1 protein-coding gene and 1 rRNA gene are annotated in these 726 nt (G+C 52.9%); one reads left to right on the plus strand and one right to left on the minus strand.

Annotation, left to right across the window (positions count from 1 at the left end; genetic code table 11):
- A 16S ribosomal RNA gene (locus tag IEW98_RS16040) occupies positions 1-80 on the minus strand; the annotation flags it as partial.
- A gap of 361 nt (positions 81-441) precedes the next feature.
- Between IEW98_RS16040 and IEW98_RS16045 the strand changes: the two genes are divergently transcribed.
- Positions 442-627, plus strand: a complete 186-nt coding sequence (locus IEW98_RS16045; protein ID WP_188764533.1) for a hypothetical protein — start codon at positions 442-444, stop codon at positions 625-627.
- The last annotated feature ends 99 nt before the right edge of the window (positions 628-726 follow it).

Consider the following 726-nt stretch of genomic DNA (forward strand, 5'->3'; position numbering starts at 1 on the left):
AAGCCATGATCTCGTTCGACTTGCATGTGTTAGGCATGCCGCCAGCGTTCATTCTGAGCCAGGATCAAACTCTCAAGTTCATGTTCGAACCAATCACCCCAGCCAGCCGAAGCCAACCAGAACAAAAGGCCCGCTTTAGGAGCTTATCTGTCTGCACAACGTTCAACTAGCAATTCGAGCCCGAACCTGAACTTGCGTCCAAATCCGAAATCGATGGTACTATGTGGTAACGTTTAGAGGACATATAAGCAGCGTTTAACCACGATTACCGGACCCTAAATTGCCCGGACCGTGGACCGCCGCCCACATGTCCCTTCATTCAACCTACAATGAGAAAGAGCGACACTGCTCAAGTCCCCGCTTTACCAGGGCCCCAACCAGTGCTTTTTCGAGGTCGGCAACAGCTCCCGAAAGAGACGTCGTCGGCGACAGGGGCGGCTTATGAGCCTCTCGAAAGTCCCCGTCAATCCCTTTGTTTCCGTCCCGCCAGAACAAATCCAGCAACCCGAAAACAAAACCTCACCGCAACAAATGCTCAACCCCTTGAAACAAGGGGCTAATCAAACGCCGCTGTCAGGTGGCTGGCTAACACCGAAGTGCCCGCCCGCCGATGACCGCTATCTATGACCACCCGACCCCACGCGCAACCCCCTTTCAACCCAACATGACAGATTTTTGAAAGCCAAGAGGGAAAAGGACATGGAAATAGTGGGAATTGAAGGAGGA

The organism is Sandarakinorhabdus glacialis (genome assembly GCF_014643455.1).
GTDB classification, from domain to species: Bacteria; Pseudomonadota; Alphaproteobacteria; order Sphingomonadales; family Sphingomonadaceae; genus Sandarakinorhabdus; species Sandarakinorhabdus glacialis.